Source organism: Erysipelothrix sp. HDW6B (assembly GCF_011301115.1).
GTDB classification, from domain to species: Bacteria; Bacillota_I; Bacilli_A; order Erysipelotrichales; family Erysipelotrichaceae; genus Erysipelothrix; species Erysipelothrix anatis.
Map to the genome: position 1 here is coordinate 2,141,746 of NZ_CP049860.1, position 13,517 is coordinate 2,155,262.

A 13,517-nucleotide genomic window follows, 5' to 3' on the forward strand; every position below is an offset into this window, starting at 1 on the left:
CATGGCGATCGTGGCGAAGTTGGTTAACGCACCGGGTTGTGGCTCCGGCACTCGCGGGTTCAAGTCCCGTCGGTCGCCCCATGATGATATTCAAACACGTGAATTTCCACGTGTTTTTTATATGCCGTTGAAAAGAATAACCCACTCAAATTGCTGAGTGGGTTATTTTATTTGTGGTTATAAACAAGTTTGCGTCCACAATATTCGCATTCACGAGTCTCATTTTCAACGACTTCATTACGAGCACCGCAACCACTACAACGAATAACCTTGCGTTGAATCTGTTCTTTGACAGATGTGACGAAGGCCCCTTCAACGGTTCGCAGTTTTTCATTCAAATGAATGTTTTTAAGAAAACCATCATTAATCAAACTATTAATTTCTCGAATAATTGTCGCTTCTGATTTGTCACTTGCCTTCGCAAGTTCCTGAAGTGTAAACATTTCGTTTTGGTATATCCAATAGTAATATTGATTGTACATGTCAATTTGTAGATTAAAGCGCGTTGCTCGATAAATCATCAAAAGACCTACCGCGATAAATACAAAGGCAAAGTACTTACCCATTTCAAATGCATAGTAATAATCACCAAACGCTTGCTGATACCACGTAAACATCCCAAATACATATACGGCGATCCCGATATTACGCAATGCTTGTTTTTTAAGAACTTTACCGGATTCACTGCGGCGCAAGTCCTTTTTTCTCTCACTTAACTTCGCCATGACTATGATTCCTTATGATTTGCATGCGCAGTTGTATTAATGACAAGATAGGCAATAATGACAGCTCCAAGTAGGACAGCTTCACCAATATGCAAAATAGCTTCTGAGGAATTTGGAATTGCGAACATAATTATCGCAAAGACCATTGCAAGCAAAACATATACAACCATGATTGGCATCACTGCAATCTTGGTCAGTGTATTTTTTTGTAAAGATTGGTAGGTTAGTCCTGTCGCAAGTAATTCCGCAACCAAAACCCAAACAATATAACTTGAACCCAATATATCTGCTAGTACTCCTATAAGTACGGTTAAGGCGATAATAATTATCCCCGAGACTAGGGCTGTATCTGCTTTACGCTTCATCTTCTACAACCGCCTTTCCGCACTCTGGGCAGAACTTCGCATCGTTTTTAAGTGGTGTATCACAAGCAACACATTTCTTATGTAGGCTTTGACCACATTCATGACAGAACTTTTGCTGTTCTCCTACAACTGCCCCACATGTGCAGTGTCGTTCTGGCTCTTCCAAGATCTGCGCACAATTTCCACAGAACTTGTCACCTTCTTTTACAGGATGATTGCAATTGCTGCATGTCTTCGTATCTGATGTCAAAACGCTTTGAGTAACGTCGTTCATGGCTGCTCCGAGGTTTTGACCCACAGCACTTCCGACACCCAAACCAATTCCAGCTCCCATGAAGCCGCCTGTGCTTCCTTCATTTTGTGCAGCACCCACTAATGCATCGAATGTTCGTTCTTCTTTGTATTCATAGCCGATGATATCCATTTCTGCGCGTTTTGATAGTGCTTTTTTGAGACGAACAACACCTTCATCATCGTCATCCGTACTAATGTCTTCAACATAGAAATTGAGTAATTCAATCCCATAGGCATCAAATTCCGGTTTCATTTGTTGTTTCATAAAGGCAGACAGTTCCGTTAAGTACGCACCTAAATCCAAGACAGGAATTTTCTTTTCAAGAAGATACGTCGAAATTTCATCTTTTACATGGCTGGTATACATGCCTCTAAAATATTTCGTGATATGTTCGCGCCCGAAACTTGGAATGGTTCCGACCATCTTTTTCAAGAATGTTTTAGGATCATGTATCGTCATTCCGAATTGTCCATAAGCACTCACAGGAACATAGATACCATATTTCGGATCTTGAATATTCACAGGTGTCTGTGTTCCCCATTTTACATCCAGGGCATGAACCATATTGACATACCATATTTCGGCTTTGAATGGCGATTCTCCACCAAACGGAAGGTTGATGATTGTATTGAGTAATGGAATATTTTCTGTATTTAAAGTATGGCGTCCGGGTTCGAAGATATCATATGCTTTCCCCCTTTAAAGAGCACTGCCACTTGTGATTCATTAACGATTACTTGTGATTTTGTTGAAAGTGCATCATTTGGGAATTTCCATGCGAATTCTTGATTGTCACCTTCATATTTTACGATATCGATCATTGCCATTTTATTATCCCCCTATTGTTCTAGCTTGAATTCACCCTCAAGCAGAATTTCCTTTCTATCATTTGATAAGATAAAGCGATATGTCTCATTTGGAACAAGAGCATTCGTGCCGCGTTCATCTCTTAAAAATTCGAAAATAAGATCGGCTGTCCCATTGGCATCAACTTGCAGTCGTGATGCCACGAGGTATCCCGTTGATTTGTAATTACTTGATGTTAAATCCAGTGAAGCGTTGAGTACCTGTGTATTAATCGATGACATTCCCAAATTCGTCAACCGTATTTTTACGACTTGATAGTTTGTTTTGCCAAGGAGGTATGAACGATTTTTCCGTTCATGAATATAATATGGACGGTATTCAGCATAACCTTCTTCTATCGTATCGATTGTGACCGCGATTGTCTCTTGAGCATTTATCATCGATACATGTGGTTCATAGCGTGTTGATACTTTTGAGAAACTTGTATTTCGTGTTGTTTGATCAATCGGTAAATTGTTGACCGTTTCAAGATAAGCTGCCATGACAGGTTCTACCATTGGCAGCTCAATCATTTTGGATATTCCCATAAGATTTCGATCATCGAATGTCGAAGTATCTAGAATATCTGGCATCTCAATCCAGTAACTTCCTTCAAAGTATAATTGTCGGTATGCTTCACTTGTTAGTGGATAGAATAAATAGCCATCATATGTTTCATGCGGATTTACGTTAAATGGTGCGTCACGACCAAAGCTCCCAATGTTGTTGGGAATCTCAAATTCTTCATTGCTTAGAGATTTTGTAAAGTCGGAAACTGATCCGTATGTCTGGCGGAATTCTCCAATTGTAATTGGATTATCACGATTGTTCGCAACTTCCATCCGCAAAATCACAAAGTGGCTTGCTTTATTGTATTTATAGACTGATGTTAATGGCACATTGCTTTCTGTTTGGAATAGTTCGTACCCTTTAACACAAAGTGAAACATCATTCATTTCATAACAATAAGGTGTCTCAAGCTTAAAATGTACATCTTTAACCGATGCACCCTTCTCTTGCGATAGCAATTCATAAAATTCGTTAAAATCGTAACTTCCTGTTACTTCATTATAGTTACGCGTATTTGTGTAAAATGGTGTCCGCATTGAATTGGGTCGATCTTCCCAAAGGGTGTACCCGATTAACACTACCGCAATAACCATAAGAATATTAAATAGCTTATAGTTTATTGCCCATTTTTTAAATGCATTGAATGAAAACTCAATGCGTCCTTTTGAATTCAGTATTTTACCCATATTTCTTACCCCAATACTTACTATTTATTTGTATGATAATCATATCACAAAATTCCAGCAAACATTCAACGATATGTAATACTTCCACAGCGAAAAAAAAGTAAGCAATTAATTGCTTACTTTTCCATATGAAGAATTGGATAAGGCTTACCTTCATCATCCACAGCACTTCGACGCACCACACGATAACCCATTGCTTCATAAAATGCGTGAGCATTAGGATTGTCTTCGTTTACATCGAGGGTTGTTACACCCAATGCTTCCATTGCTTTAAGAAGTTGCTTACCAATTCCCTTGCCAAAATAAATTGGGTCTACAAAGAGCATATCGAGATTCACGCCTTTACGGGCTGCAAATCCGACACATTGATCTCCTTCATAAGCGCCTAAAACAACATCCGTATATTCAAAATAATTAGGAATCATTGTTTTATATTTACGGAAGTCCCCGATTTGTAAGAAGTCATGCGTCTCAAAGACCGCACGTTCCCAAATGTCGACCAAGATTGCAATTTGTTGTGCATCTAATGACTCTATACGTTTAATTTTCATGATTAACTCCTTTCTTATAGTATAACAAATATTGTGATTTATGCGTCATTGAAGTTCATAATTGATTGGTGTAAGATATCCATAGATTAAATGGGCAATGCCTTAAGGAGTTACTATGAACGCAACAGAATTCACTTACTTACGAAATGCTTACGAAAAAAAACTTCACAACACAGATTCACAATCTCAACATTTGCTTGAATTGGGATTCATTGATGCTGATCTCAACATTACCGATGCTGGCTTGAACGCACTGGAGCCGTATAAAGTTGATAATGCCGTCATTATGGCTGCGGGAATGGCTTCTCGCTTTGCGCCTCTTTCATTTGAAAAACCAAAGAGCCTTTTATTAGTTAAAGACGAAATTTTAATTGAACGTCAAATCAAACAACTCCAAGCTGTTGGTATTACAGATATTACATTAGTTCTTGGTTACAAGTACGAGTTGTTTGAATACTTGGGTGACAAATTTAATGTTAACATTGTGATTAACCATGATTTCAACCGCTACAATAACACTTCAACACTAATGCTCGTCTTGGATAAACTAAAGAATACATACATTTGTTCATCCGATAATTACTTTACTGAGAATGTATTTCATGCTTATGAACTTCATGCAACATATCCTGTTGTCAAGCATGAAGTCTCTGAAGCGGGAGAGTATTATGTCAGTGCAGATGCTGATGGAAAAATTCTTGATGTCGTTATAGGCGAAGGTACTTGGTGTATGTTGGGACACGTCTATTATGATCGTGCCTTCTCTACTGCGTTCTCCGCACTTCTTGTTCAAGAATATGAGAAACTCGAAACCCGGGAAAACCTCTGGGAAAAACTATACATCCAACACATTGATGCGTTTGATCTTCGTGCCAAACAATATGAAGATGGTATCATCCAAGAGTTTGATGCCCTTCACGAACTTCAACAATTTGACGCTCGATACCTCGAAACAACAGATAGCCCCATTCTCAATGAAATTATGACAACATTGAATGTTCCTTTACGTGACATTCAAGACATTGACGTAGTCAAAGAGTCTGCGTATCCACTTGCTTTTAACTTTAGTGTCCATGGCGTCCCTTATCTTTATGAATACAGTGCTTCGCCTACAATCAAACAACGTTAATTTTTAAACACCCACTTAAACCGGGTGTTTTTTTTACTTGAAATATTCTTGAATTACGATTATACTCTGATTATGAATATTATAACTAAATTATTCACGATTGGAGATTATGATGAAAACTGGACCAAAGGGATTCTCTGAAACAGATAAAAATATCTTGCGTCACCAACTTATTCAATCATGCGTACAGTTCTGGACAACTTACGGTTATTCAAAAACGAGTATCGCAAAACTAACAGCTGATGCGAATATAGCAACCGGTTCATTTTACTTACTCTTTGAGACCAAAGAGGACTTATTCTATGCGGCCTTTATGTATATTCAAAACGAGCTTGCGCAACGGGCAAAACAAATAACCCAAGCTCAACCATCATCTGAAGGCTTTATTGCTCTAAATTTAATGTTGTATCAAGAATATGCTTCCAAACCGTTCCTGTATACGTTCAACAATCATGACTTCTCGTTGTTTCTCAAAAAACTTGATCCACAACAGGTAGAATCACTTTTTTCGAGTAATTATGACAGCTTTGAAGCAGCATTAAAAACGTGCCATCTTACGTCTACTATTTCTGATACTTTTACATTTGACACGCTCAACACACTACTCGCCACACTCAAAATTGATCATCAAACAACGCATTCCCAGCACGAAATTTATGAACTGTTGCTGCGCGCGACACTACCACACATCACAAAGGAGGAAATCAAATGATTCGCGAAATCAACCAAAAAATAAATGCAATAAATAAGAAAATAGGTGTCAACGTGACATTACCAAAAGATGACAACGAAAGCCTTCGGAAACACGCTAAAATCAATGGCACTGTAGCAACAGTCTTGTTAGGTGCTGGCATTATTTTTAACTCTAAAGGATTACTCGTCCTCTCCGCTTTAGCAGGTATCGGAACCTATTTCACGCTACGCGAGAGTAAGCGCGACTAAGACTGTAAAAACACCACATGAAGTGGTGTTTTTATATTTTGGTGATCGTTTCTAAAAAATCCTTCATACCTTTGCTTAAAAATTTCTTTTCATGCACCATAACTTGGCGCCACATTGTAACGTGGGGAATATCGACATCAACAATGTTTAGTGCATGACTGTCAACATCATCTTTAACTGAAAAATATGGAAGGTACGCAATTCCCAAACCTTTCTTGAGCACTTTTGTAATAATTCCGATCTCACCCACTTCAACAATCGCGTTGAGATCAACCGATTCATGTGCAAGGTGACGTTCGAGTTCATACCGATACGCTTCTCCTTTTTCTGTGAGTAAAAACGGATAATCACTAATAGCATCCAACGAATATTTTTGTGCTTTAATGTTTGGATCTTTAGTTACAAAATAAATTGGCTCAGGTTCTCGCATCATGTTTACAAGTTCGGGCTCGTAAATGAGTTCGTCAATCGTGTACATGATATCAATTTCGTTACGATGTAACATATCAGTCAGACTTTTCGTCGTGCCAATAATTATTTTGAGTTCAACTAACGGATATTGTTGGCTAAACGTATAGATAAAATCCGGGAAGAAGTGACTTCCCAACGAACCGACGGTCCCAACGCGAATAATTGTCTTTACCGATTCCTCATCATGCTTGAAAGATCGCGCACGATTGAATGTACGTAAAATATCGTTAGCATAAAAAATAAAGGCTTCGCCATCTTCAGTTAAGCGCACTTTGCGATGGATTCGGTCAAACAACTTCGTGCCAAGCGTTTCTTCAAGTTGTTTAATCTGAATTGTGATTGCTGCTTGAGTATAACCCAACTCCTGCGCAGCCTTACTAAAGCTTTGCTTTTCCACAACCTTTACAAATGATTGAATGTGTCGTAAATCCATGGGTACCTCCTATTAATATTATTTATAGGTCACATTAATTAGTTTAATTTTTCTTATGTATACTGACATGGTATATTTAATCGAAAGCATTGTAAAGGAGTTCCCCATGAAAAATTTAAATCTATCAGAAGATCAAGCGGTCTATGAAGCCGCACTTGCGTTTATCAACGCCTATTTTAATGATACAACCGATGCCCCAGCTCGCAGTGTTGCTCCGGACGAAACCATTGCATACTTCGCAAACCAAACCTTTAGCAAGGAAGGGCGAAGCGTTGATGCGGTTGTCCAAGAACTACTCACAGACGTTTATCCACATATCCTAAAACAAGACCATACCCGCGCATTTGGGTTTATCCCCGGACCTGCATCAAAGTTGTCATGGTTAGGTGATGTCATGACTCAAGCGTTTAATGTACATGCAAGTAACTGGATTAACAGTTCTTCCGCAAGTACTATCGAAGAAAACGTCATCCAATGGCTAGCTCAACAAATTGGCTTCACCGGAAAAGCTGGTGGTGTCTTTGTCTCAGGTGGTTCCATGGCTAACTTAACAGGTGTTATTGCAGCACGTGACAAAATATTATCCGAAGATAACCGTCATCTTGGTGTGGTATATTTATCCGACCAAACACACCACTCTGTTGAAAAAGCATTGTATATTATCGGGTACACCCGCAAGCAATTGCGTTTTGTTCCAACCAACAATGCTTTCCAAATGGACGTCCATCAACTTCAAACAATGATCGAACAAGATCTCTCGAATGGCCTTGTCCCAACAACAATTATTGCGAGCGCAGGAACAACCAATACAGGAACAGTCGACCCCCTTCATGGCATTGCCGACATCGCAGCATTATATGGTATTTGGCTCCATGTGGATGGTGCCTATGGCGCATCGTTCTTGTTATCGACAACCCAACGTCATCATTTAGCAGGCATCGAGCGTGCAGACAGCGTAAGCTGGGATGCTCACAAATTACTGTTCCAAACTTACAGCTGTGCCATGATTATCGTTAAGGACAAACAAGACCTTCTCAATAGTTTTAGTGCAACGCCGGAATATCTGCAAGATATTGATGGTGGTTCAGTCGACTTTTCTTCTTTAGGAATTGAACTAACTCGGCCCGCACGTGCGCTAAAATTATGGCTCACACTGCAAGTTCTTGGTACGGACGAATTTAGCCGCCGTGTCGATTATGGTCAAACATTAGCAGAGTTAGGAGAACTCACACTGAGCACGATGGAAAACTGGGAAATTGTATCTCATGCACATTTCGCAATTATCAATTTCCGTTACAATCACCCCAACTATTCAAAAGAAGAAAACGATGCCCTAAATGCAAGCATCGCGAAGTCCATTGTAGATTCAGGATTTGCGGGCGTATTCACAACAGAATTAAAATCAAAGACTGTCGTTCGTATGTGTAGCACCAATCCAGCTACTTCCGAACACGATATTATAAGCACACTCAATCGTTTAAATACATATGCACAAGAATATGTTGCAGCCCATAGTGCATAATTTGTATACTTAAGGTAGAGGTGGCCTTATGGACTTACAAAAACTTTTTCGAACCAAACAGCAACAAGAGCAAGATGCTCAAGATTACTTCAAACACGTTTTTCCTTTCGGAGAAATTCACCAAAAGACAATTAAAGATTTACTCGATACACGCATCGAACAAGGCGCTCATATCGAACCCAATTTGATGTATCATTATCTCGTTCTCAAGCAGCATTATCTTGAAACACCGGAAACTTCACCAACATACCCAACAGAATTTAATGTATTGAGTGCAAATGAATTGGCAACCTTTCAAACAATTCTCACCATGGATTTAAGTGCTCAATCAATTGACGATATCTTAACGTTATCAAAACGGATGGATGGCGAAACAACCGAAACGATTTTCGAACATAAACCAACACTGATCGGCAAAAATATTCAACTTCGTCGTTTTGAGACTGAAGACATTCCACGAATGATTGAAATCATCAACATTCCCGAAGTGACCTTTTTAACCGGAAGTGCTTTTACATCTAAGGATGCTCAAAAAGCACCCACCGAAGCAGATCTTCAACGTTATACAACATGGTATCAATCACTACCAAGTGCAACCGACCGCCTCGACTTAGCTATTGTCGCAAATGACATTGTCGTTGGGGAAATCGTCTTGAACGAATGGGATGAAATCCTGAATATTTGCAATCTTCGGATTCTTATGGATCCAGCACATGCAAACTTTGGTTATGGAAGCGAAGCAATTCAACTTCTATTAGGCTATGCATTCGGAACTTTAGGACTGCACCGTATCGAGTTGGATGTCTTTGACTTCAACCCGAGAGCCCGTCATGTTTATGAGAAACTAGGCTTCAAGCATGAAGGAACCAAACGGGAAGCATTCCGCTACGACGATATTTGGTATGACATTCACTACTTTGGATATCTATTAAAAGACTGGCAATCACAGTAATGTGACACCAGTCTTTTTTATGATCCCGTTGATCGATAATGATTACGTCCCCATCGCCACATCACCAATGCAGGAATCACGAAGAGAAAGCACGCAAGCGGCGTCCATTGAAAGTATGTTGGAACATCACGTCCAAGTACTACCAACAACGGATAATATTGAAAACATGCCAAAGGGAGTATGAAGGTTAATACTTTTAGGATATTCTTTCCATACAAACCATACGGCATTTGGCCAAACTCACGACCACCATCCGTTAAAATATTGAACACTTCTAAGGAATCAGTCGTAAAGAAACTACAGGATCCATAAATTATAAATAAAGAACCAAAAAGAACGATCCCAGACACAACCATGATTACCAGTAACCAAATATGGTATAGCACTACAGTTTGTGAGACCACCACAAGAATGATACTCGCAACTACAATTCTTCCGAACCGACTTAATTCCATTGTGCTCCCTAAGACCTGAAGCAGCACATTTTGAGGCCGGACGAGGATACGATCAAATTGACCGTTGCTCAACAACCTTGGAAAGGTATCAAACCCACGAAAGACGCATTCTGCAATTGCGAATGATAAAGTTACAACTGCGCCCGCAAGCAAAATTTCTGGTGTGCTGAACCCCTCAACTGTCGTAACATTGGACGCTAAAATTATAACTGCAAAAATACCACTAAATGTTAATAAAGCCTGTCCTAAAGATAGCGCAAGAAATGCGGTTCGATGTTGTAATTGTGACTTAACATGCATTGCAACGATTTTAAAATACAGTTTCATATTATCCTCCCACAATTTCGAATGACTTGAGTTTGTACTGCATTGCAACATACCCCGTACCAATTAGGACACAGGCCCAAAAGAATTGTATGCTCAGAGTTGAAAGTGGTTCTGCAAGACCAAGATAAAGATTAAATGTAGCTGTTTGCAAACCGTAAAAGAAGGTTAATTTGAGGATGTTTTGAAATGCAATCGGAAAGAAAGCATAGGGAATACTGCTTCCAGAAAACATTTCAAACAAAGCTACAAAGAATGTTCGGATACCCAATGATGACTTCGTATGCATAACAAAGACATACATCCACATTGTTATCGCAACTTCAATTGTGACTGTAAGTGCAAGTGAGAGGAGAAATCCTAAGAAGTGGGTAGGTGTTGATGGCAACCGTAATGTAAAGGGTGCTGGTAACCACAATGCAATCAGAAGAATTGGCGCAAACCGTAATGCACAACGCGATAGCCGATGGGCCACATTGCGAACAAACCACAGTGTGTAAAGATTCACCGGTTTCACTGCTTCATAAGCGACATCACCATTTTCAATCGTTTCGAATACACTACTATCCAGTGCCCAAATCGCAGTTAAGGCAAGTAACGCTTGATTAAGCCACACGTACGTTGATAAATCGGCGGGTGCCATCGTACTACCGTTAAAGACCCCTAACATGACAATAAGCATAAAGCCCCATGCAAATTGGGTTATCATTCCCGAAAGGGCTGCAGCACGGTATTGAAGACCCGCTTTAAAACGTATTTTAAAAAACGATAGATACAGTTTCATATTTGATATGCCTCGTAGGCCTTGACGATAATATCATCTAAAGATGTGCTCACAATTTCCATATCCACGATATCAACGGTACCACTTAAAACACGGACCGCATCACTGACGGCACCGACAACACGAAGCGTTGCAGTTTGGTCGTCTTGCAACTCGATAACATAGCTCGAATGCTCAATAAGCCTGCCGTTGAAACGAATCTTGATCTGCTTTTCGAGTTCATACTGATTTTTAAGCATGCGCATAGTACCATCAAATAAAATACGTCCCTTGCCTATTAATATAATTCGGTCTACCAACGATTCAATATCTTGCATGTCGTGAGTTGTTAAAACGATTGTTGTTTCAAAGCGTTTATTGATTGATTTAATAAATCGGCGAACTGCTATTTTTGAAGGTGCATCCAACCCAATCGTTGGTTCATCCAAAAACAGCACCTTCGGATTGTGGATTAATGCAGCAGCAATATCACACCGCATTCGCTGCCCTAAGCTCAATTGTCGAGTGGGTATCTTTAATAACGGATTGAGATCTAAGAGTGTCGAAAGTTCCGACAATCGGTGCTGGTAATCTTCATCGGAAATCTCGTAGATATCTTTGAGTAGTTCAAATGAATCAATAACGGGAATATCCCACCATAACTGTGTCCGTTGGCCAAAGACAACCCCAATTTGTTTGGCATGCTCTTTTCGCGAACGAAAAGGATCACGACCGTTGATGGTGCATGATCCAGTATCGGGTTGTAAAATGCCTGTCATAATTTTAATCGTCGTACTTTTCCCCGCTCCATTTGGACCGATGTAACCAACAATTTGACCCTTGGGAATGGTATAGCTAATATCGTCTAAAGCCTTAATGATTTGGTATTGACGATTGTAAAGGGCACGGATTGCTTCTTTGATACCACCCTCACGGATGGGTACTTTATATGTTTTAGAAATATGCTCTATTTGTATCATAATGCCTCCTTAATTTCTAAATCAAAATTAAGGGTCATTACACACCGAGAAGCGGACCCATAGTGGAAGTATCATACCACATATTTAAGGTTGTTTCTATATTTTCATAACACACTCGTGTACTTTTTATTCCACAATAATACTCGTCATCATACCACCATCTTCGTGATCTAAAATATGGCAATGAAGCATCCACTCGCCAGGGTTTTTAAATTGGATGGCAATATCTATAGAGCTCCCAGCTGGTACGTCAACAGTATCTTTCCACACTGTTTTTTCAACGGCTTCGCCATTCACACTTAAAATTTTAAAATGAGCCCCATGGATATGCATCGGATGATTGTTCATACGATTTTCATTGGTAAAACGTATACGGTAGACAGTATCTTTTTGTAGATTGAACGATTCCGTATTGGGGAAAACTTCATCATTTAATGTCCACTCATGACCCATACCACGACTCATGGTTGAACCCATTCGTATTGATACATTGGGTTGTTGTGGAATTGCAGTTTCCGCGATTTGGTAAAGCGATGGTTGTTGATTTGTAGTTGTTTGAGGATTTCCTTCCTCTTTCGCCTCATAAATCAAAGGAATCTTAAATCCTTGATTACGATCATTGGTGATTGCAAATGTCTCATTTGTATTTCCTTGATGGGTTAATTCAACATCATAGCGCTCTCCTGGTGCAATTTCTAATTCGGTTGTTTTAAAAGGGGCTTCAAGTGGCATCCCATCGGTATGCGTTACATTGACCTCAAATGGAAAGGTAATAACTGTACTCTTCGCTGTTGCTGCCTGAATAAATCGTAACTTCACTAAATCCGAATTGTTAAAAGAAATTGGCTTAATTTCAGACCCTGTTTTTCCATTAACTGTATCCGTATCACCTTCAATTTGCATATGACCGCTGACTTGATTTACAGCCCAGTCATCAATCACTAGGATTTGATCTATCGTATATTTTGCATCTTCTGGTTCTAAAATAACCAACGGCCCATACATCCCAAAATCAACTTGGTCTCGAACCGGACGATTATGTGAATGGTACCAGTAGGTCCCTTGATAGTCAGGCGTGAACTTATATTGAAAGGTCTGTTGAGGGTTTATCAGTAACGCAGGACCGTCTTGATCATTGGGTAAGGATAAACCGTGCCAGTGAATATTCGTATCCGTTTGCGTTTGATTCTCAACATTCAAGGTTAGTTCTGTATCTTTTTTTACAACGATTGGATACCCTGCCGGATATGCCGTGTTGTCTTGATCGGTATACATATAACGGTTTAAAGTTTGAGAATTGAATGTTTGCGTTGTTTCAATCACCTTTATGTCATGCGTTGTATCTGTATCAGAGACTGCATCATATTCAATCCGATACGGATCATGATCCTTTGTTTGAACGACTTGTTTTGGTGCTTCTAAAGGCTCCGTTTCTTGGCTTTGGGTGCAACCCACTAGCAAAACTAAGAGCAGAAGTAATATTGTTAGTTTTTTCATTATCCACCTCC

At 39.6% G+C, this 13,517-nt stretch carries 16 protein-coding genes and 1 tRNA gene; 6 read left to right on the forward strand and 11 right to left on the reverse strand.

Annotation, left to right across the window (positions count from 1 at the left end; translation table 11 throughout):
- The first annotated feature begins 4 nt into the window (after positions 1 to 4).
- Positions 5 to 81: transfer RNA gene (locus tag G7061_RS10290), tRNA-His, on the forward strand.
- A gap of 86 nt (positions 82 to 167) precedes the next feature.
- Here G7061_RS10290 and G7061_RS10295 read toward each other — a convergent pair.
- The 6 genes from G7061_RS10295 to G7061_RS10315 form a co-directional block, all read right to left on the reverse strand.
- The gene (locus G7061_RS10295; RefSeq protein ID WP_159646643.1) at positions 168 to 725 is read right to left on the reverse strand and encodes a hypothetical protein; all 558 of its coding nucleotides are present in this window, start codon (positions 723 to 725) and stop codon (positions 168 to 170) included.
- Positions 726 to 727: 2 nt separating this feature from the next.
- Positions 728 to 1,090: a hypothetical protein gene (locus G7061_RS10300; RefSeq protein ID WP_159646644.1), complete on the reverse strand. Its 363-nt coding sequence runs from the start codon at positions 1,088 to 1,090 to the stop codon at positions 728 to 730.
- Positions 1,080 to 2,066 carry an SPFH domain-containing protein gene (locus tag G7061_RS10305; RefSeq protein WP_370456911.1) on the reverse strand — a complete coding sequence of 329 codons (987 nt, stop codon included), beginning with the start codon at positions 2,064 to 2,066 and terminating at the stop codon, positions 1,080 to 1,082. The genes G7061_RS10300 and G7061_RS10305 overlap by 11 nt, the downstream gene beginning before the upstream one ends.
- Entirely contained in the window at positions 2,039 to 2,212 is a 174-nt protein-coding gene (locus G7061_RS10915; protein WP_240914418.1) for a hypothetical protein, read from the reverse strand. The genes G7061_RS10305 and G7061_RS10915 overlap by 28 nt, the downstream gene beginning before the upstream one ends.
- A gap of 12 nt (positions 2,213 to 2,224) precedes the next feature.
- A complete protein-coding gene (locus tag G7061_RS10310; RefSeq protein ID WP_166121098.1) occupies positions 2,225 to 3,487 on the reverse strand; it encodes a hypothetical protein in 1,263 nt (420 codons plus the stop codon).
- A gap of 116 nt (positions 3,488 to 3,603) precedes the next feature.
- On the reverse strand, positions 3,604 to 4,038 hold the full coding sequence (locus G7061_RS10315) for a GNAT family N-acetyltransferase (protein WP_166082431.1): 435 nt from the start codon (positions 4,036 to 4,038) through the stop codon (positions 3,604 to 3,606).
- Positions 4,039 to 4,153: 115 nt separating this feature from the next.
- Between G7061_RS10315 and G7061_RS10320 the strand changes: the two genes are divergently transcribed.
- From G7061_RS10320 to G7061_RS10330, 3 genes are all read left to right on the forward strand, one after another.
- Complete coding sequence (locus G7061_RS10320; RefSeq protein ID WP_166121101.1) at positions 4,154 to 5,167, forward strand: sugar phosphate nucleotidyltransferase; 1,014 nt, start codon at positions 4,154 to 4,156, stop codon at positions 5,165 to 5,167.
- Positions 5,168 to 5,276: 109 nt separating this feature from the next.
- Positions 5,277 to 5,879, forward strand: a complete 603-nt coding sequence (locus G7061_RS10325; RefSeq protein ID WP_166121104.1) for a TetR/AcrR family transcriptional regulator — start codon at positions 5,277 to 5,279, stop codon at positions 5,877 to 5,879.
- The gene (locus G7061_RS10330; protein ID WP_166121107.1) at positions 5,876 to 6,109 is read left to right on the forward strand and encodes a hypothetical protein; all 234 of its coding nucleotides are present in this window, start codon (positions 5,876 to 5,878) and stop codon (positions 6,107 to 6,109) included. Before G7061_RS10325 ends, G7061_RS10330 begins: the two co-directional genes overlap by 4 nt.
- A gap of 31 nt (positions 6,110 to 6,140) precedes the next feature.
- Here G7061_RS10330 and G7061_RS10335 read toward each other — a convergent pair whose 3' ends face one another.
- Complete coding sequence (locus G7061_RS10335) at positions 6,141 to 7,013, reverse strand: LysR family transcriptional regulator (RefSeq protein ID WP_159637496.1); 873 nt, start codon at positions 7,011 to 7,013, stop codon at positions 6,141 to 6,143.
- A gap of 106 nt (positions 7,014 to 7,119) precedes the next feature.
- Here G7061_RS10335 and G7061_RS10340 point away from each other — a divergent pair, with 106 nt between their 5' ends.
- A complete protein-coding gene (locus G7061_RS10340) occupies positions 7,120 to 8,535 on the forward strand; it encodes an aminotransferase class I/II-fold pyridoxal phosphate-dependent enzyme (RefSeq protein WP_166121111.1) in 1,416 nt (471 codons plus the stop codon).
- A gap of 28 nt (positions 8,536 to 8,563) precedes the next feature.
- On the forward strand, positions 8,564 to 9,487 hold the full coding sequence (locus G7061_RS10345) for a GNAT family N-acetyltransferase (RefSeq protein ID WP_166121114.1): 924 nt from the start codon (positions 8,564 to 8,566) through the stop codon (positions 9,485 to 9,487).
- Between the two features lie 17 nt (positions 9,488 to 9,504).
- On the opposite strand, the gene G7061_RS10350 is transcribed toward G7061_RS10345, so the two are convergent.
- The 4 genes from G7061_RS10350 to G7061_RS10365 all read right to left on the reverse strand — a co-directional run bounded on the left by G7061_RS10350 (position 9,505) and on the right by G7061_RS10365 (position 13,506).
- Positions 9,505 to 10,269 carry an ABC transporter permease gene (locus tag G7061_RS10350; RefSeq protein WP_159646652.1) on the reverse strand — a complete coding sequence of 255 codons (765 nt, stop codon included), beginning with the start codon at positions 10,267 to 10,269 and terminating at the stop codon, positions 9,505 to 9,507.
- 1 nt (position 10,270) lies between these two features.
- Positions 10,271 to 11,050, reverse strand: coding sequence for an ABC transporter permease (locus G7061_RS10355; RefSeq protein WP_159646653.1), 780 nt, complete (start codon positions 11,048 to 11,050; stop codon positions 10,271 to 10,273).
- Positions 11,047 to 12,009 (reverse strand): ATP-binding cassette domain-containing protein, encoded by a 963-nt coding sequence (locus tag G7061_RS10360; RefSeq protein WP_166121117.1) that lies wholly within the window; start codon positions 12,007 to 12,009, stop codon positions 11,047 to 11,049. Before G7061_RS10360 ends, G7061_RS10355 begins: the two co-directional genes overlap by 4 nt.
- Positions 12,010 to 12,135: 126 nt before the next feature.
- On the reverse strand, positions 12,136 to 13,506 hold the full coding sequence (locus G7061_RS10365; RefSeq protein WP_166121120.1) for a multicopper oxidase family protein: 1,371 nt from the start codon (positions 13,504 to 13,506) through the stop codon (positions 12,136 to 12,138).
- Between the last annotated feature and the right edge of the window lie 11 nt (positions 13,507 to 13,517).

Bases quoted from the DNA above. Each gene is read 5' to 3' on its own strand.
- G7061_RS10295 (WP_159646643.1), bottom strand. From the start codon at position 725: ATGGCGAAGTTAAGTGAGAGAAAAAAGGACTTGCGCCGCAGTGAATCC.
- G7061_RS10300 (WP_159646644.1), bottom strand. From the start codon at position 1,090: ATGAAGCGTAAAGCAGATACAGCCCTAGTCTCGGGGATAATTATTATC.
- G7061_RS10915 (WP_240914418.1), bottom strand. From the start codon at position 2,212: ATGGCAATGATCGATATCGTAAAATATGAAGGTGACAATCAAGAATTC.
- G7061_RS10310 (WP_166121098.1), bottom strand. From the start codon at position 3,487: ATGGGTAAAATACTGAATTCAAAAGGACGCATTGAGTTTTCATTCAAT.
- G7061_RS10315 (WP_166082431.1), bottom strand. From the start codon at position 4,038: ATGAAAATTAAACGTATAGAGTCATTAGATGCACAACAAATTGCAATC.
- G7061_RS10320 (WP_166121101.1), top strand. From the start codon at position 4,154: ATGAACGCAACAGAATTCACTTACTTACGAAATGCTTACGAAAAAAAA.
- G7061_RS10325 (WP_166121104.1), top strand. From the start codon at position 5,277: ATGATGAAAACTGGACCAAAGGGATTCTCTGAAACAGATAAAAATATC.
- G7061_RS10330 (WP_166121107.1), top strand. From the start codon at position 5,876: ATGATTCGCGAAATCAACCAAAAAATAAATGCAATAAATAAGAAAATA.
- G7061_RS10335 (WP_159637496.1), bottom strand. From the start codon at position 7,013: ATGGATTTACGACACATTCAATCATTTGTAAAGGTTGTGGAAAAGCAA.
- G7061_RS10340 (WP_166121111.1), top strand. From the start codon at position 7,120: ATGAAAAATTTAAATCTATCAGAAGATCAAGCGGTCTATGAAGCCGCA.
- G7061_RS10345 (WP_166121114.1), top strand. From the start codon at position 8,564: ATGGACTTACAAAAACTTTTTCGAACCAAACAGCAACAAGAGCAAGAT.
- G7061_RS10350 (WP_159646652.1), bottom strand. From the start codon at position 10,269: ATGAAACTGTATTTTAAAATCGTTGCAATGCATGTTAAGTCACAATTA.
- G7061_RS10355 (WP_159646653.1), bottom strand. From the start codon at position 11,050: ATGAAACTGTATCTATCGTTTTTTAAAATACGTTTTAAAGCGGGTCTT.
- G7061_RS10360 (WP_166121117.1), bottom strand. From the start codon at position 12,009: ATGATACAAATAGAGCATATTTCTAAAACATATAAAGTACCCATCCGT.
- G7061_RS10365 (WP_166121120.1), bottom strand. From the start codon at position 13,506: ATGAAAAAACTAACAATATTACTTCTGCTCTTAGTTTTGCTAGTGGGT.